2 rRNA genes are annotated in these 2,882 nt (G+C 54.1%); both read left to right on the top strand.

Features of this window, described 5'->3' with window-relative positions:
• Window positions 1-2,714, top strand: a 23S ribosomal RNA gene (locus B5G32_RS13380); the annotation flags it as partial.
• A gap of 48 nt (window positions 2,715-2,762) precedes the next feature.
• Window positions 2,763-2,871, top strand: a 5S ribosomal RNA gene (gene rrf, locus B5G32_RS13375).
• The last annotated feature ends 11 nt before the right edge of the window (window positions 2,872-2,882 follow it).

The following is a 2,882-nucleotide window of genomic DNA, read 5'->3' as shown; positions in this document are numbered from 1 at the left end:
AGGGAACTGAAACATCTCAGTACCTGCAGGAGAAGAAAGTAAAAACGATTCCGTAAGTAGTGGCGAGCGAAAGCGGAGGAGCCCAAACCATCAGATGATGGGGTTATAGGGCTGCCGAGAAAGTCGATGCGACATGACAGGAGAAGCGCAGGGGAAGGCGCAGCGAAGAGGGTGAAACTCCCGTATCCGAAGTCGTGAAGCAGGACGAGGCAGACCCTGAGTACGTCGGGGCACGAGGAATCCTGACGGAAGGATCGAGGACCATCTCGAAAGGCTAAATACTCCCTGGTGAGCGATAGTGAACCAGTACCGTGAGGGAAAGGTGAAAAGAACCCCGGGAGGGGAGTGAAATAGAACCTGAAACCATATGCTTACAAGAAGTCAGAGCCCGTTAAAGGGTGATGGCGTGCCTTTTGTAGAATGAGCCGGCGAGTTATGATATGGAGCGAGGTTAAGCAGGAGATGCGGAGCCGAAGCGAAAGCGAGTCTTAAGAGGGCGAAAGTTGCATGTCATAGACCCGAAACCGGGTGATCTAGCCATGATCAGGTTGAAGTCGGGGTAAGACCCGATGGAGGACCGAACCGACCCCCGTTGAAACGTTGGCGGATGAATTGTGGCTAGGGGTGAAATTCCAAACGAACCCGGAGATAGCTGGTTCTCCCCGAAATAGCTTTAGGGCTAGCGTCGCAGGAAGTGCCATGAAGGTAGAGCACTGAATATGTGATGGCCTCATCCCGAGGTACTGAGCATAATCAAACTCCGAATGTCATGGAGACGATGAGCGGCAGTCAGACCATGGGTGATAAGGTCCATGGTCAAGAGGGAAACAGCCCAGACCATCAGCTAAGGTCCCCAAATACATGCTAAGTGGAAAAGGATGTGGAGATGTACAGACAACCAGGAGGTTGGCTCAGAAGCAGCCATCCTTCAAAGAGTGCGTAACAGCTCACTGGTCGAATGACTCTGCGCCGAAAATTTACCGGGGCTAAGCATGATACCGAAGCTATGGATTTACGAAAGTAAGTGGTAGGGGAGCGTTCCAGACAGCGAGGAAGGATGATCGAAAGGACATCTGGAGCGTGTGGAAGAGAGAATGCCGGTGTGAGTAGCGGCACGTGGGTGAGAATCCCACGCACCGAAGACCCAAGGTTTCCAGAGGAAGGTTCGTCCGCTCTGGGTAAGTCGGGACCTAAGGCGAGGCCGAGAGGCGTAGCCGATGGACAACGGGTAGACATTCCCGTACCTGGCTGTGGGTGAAGGAGTGACGGAGACGGCTAGGCCAACCAGCGGCTGGAAGAGCTGGAGCAAGCGAGGTAGGGGTCATCCAGGCAAATCCGGATGGCATAACCCGAAGGCGTGACGCGGATGGAACATTGCGATAAGTACAGAAGAGGCCAAAGCCGGCTTCCAAGAAAAGCTTCTAGCAAAACTGCAGACAGCCCGTACCGAAAATGGACACACATGGGTGAGGAGAGAATCCTAAGGTGAGCGAGAGAACTATAGCTAAGGAACTCTGCAAAATGACTCCGTAACTTAGGGAGAAGGAGTGCTCAGTGGAAGCTGAGCCGCAGTGAAACGGCCCAAGCGACTGTTTACCAAAAACACAGCTCTCTGCGAAGACGCAAGTCGAAGTATAGGGGGTGACGCCTGCCCGGTGCTGGAAGGTTAAGGGGAGTGGTCAGCGAAAGCGAAGCCATGAACCGAAGCCCCAGTAAACGGCGGCCGTAACTATAACGGTCCTAAGGTAGCGAAATTCCTTGTCAGGTAAGTTCTGACCCGCACGAAAGGCGTAACGATTTGGGCGCTGTCTCGGCTGTAGACTCGGTGAAGTCTTAGTACCTGTGAAGATGCAGGTTACCCGCGACTAGACGGAAAGACCCCATGGAGCTTTACTGTAGCTTGATATTGGACTCTGATGCATGATGTACAGGATAGGTAGGAGGCAAGGATACGGATACGCCAGTATTCGAGGAGCCGACGTTGGGATACTACCCTTGATGCATTGGAGTTCTAACCGGACGACATGGAGCTGTCGACGGGACAGTGTCAGGTGGGCAGTTTGACTGGGGCGGTCGCCTCCCAAAGAGTAACGGAGGCGCCCAAAGATACCCTCAGCATGGATGGAAACCATGCGCAGAGTGCAAAGGCAAAAGGGTGTTTGACTGCGAGACAGACAAGTCGAGCAGGGACGAAAGTCGGGCTTAGTGATCCGGCGGCACCGAATGGAAGGGCCGTCGCTCAACGGATAAAAGCTACCCTGGGGATAACAGGCTGATCTCCCCCAAGAGTTCACATCGACGGGGAGGTTTGGCACCTCGATGTCGGCTCATCGCATCCTGGAGCTGAAGTCGGTTCCAAGGGTTGGGCTGTTCGCCCATTAAAGCGGTACGCGAGCTGGGTTCAGAACGTCGTGAGACAGTTCGGTCCCTATCTGTCGTGGGCGCAGGAAGTTTGAGGAGAGCTGCCCTCAGTACGAGAGGACCGGGGTGGACGGACCGATGGTGCACCAGTTGTCACGCCAGTGGCACAGCTGGGTAGCCAAGTCCGGAAGGGATAAACGCTGAAGGCATCTAAGCGTGAAGCCCCCTCCAAGATGAGACTTCCCATTCTTCGGAAGTAAGGTTCCTCCAAGACGAGGAGGTAGATAGGTCATGGGTGCAAGCATGGTGACATGCTGAGCTGAATGATACTAATAGACCGAGGGCTTAGCCGAAGTGGAAGAGAGAGGCTGTTCAGTTTTGAGCGTTCGTGCTCGAAGGGATCTGGTGGTGAAGGCGTGATGGAAACACCTGTACCCATGCCGAACACAGAAGTTAAGCATCACAGCGGCGAAGATAGTAGGCAACTGCGAAAATAGCACGCTGCCAGTCCATGTGAGGGA

The organism is Massilimicrobiota sp. An80 (genome assembly GCF_002159255.1).
In the GTDB taxonomy this organism is placed as follows: domain Bacteria; phylum Bacillota_I; class Bacilli_A; order Erysipelotrichales; family Coprobacillaceae; genus Allocoprobacillus; species Allocoprobacillus merdigallinarum.
The sequence above is the reverse complement of the archived record's forward strand: the minus strand, read 5'-3'. Positions and strand labels throughout refer to the sequence as shown.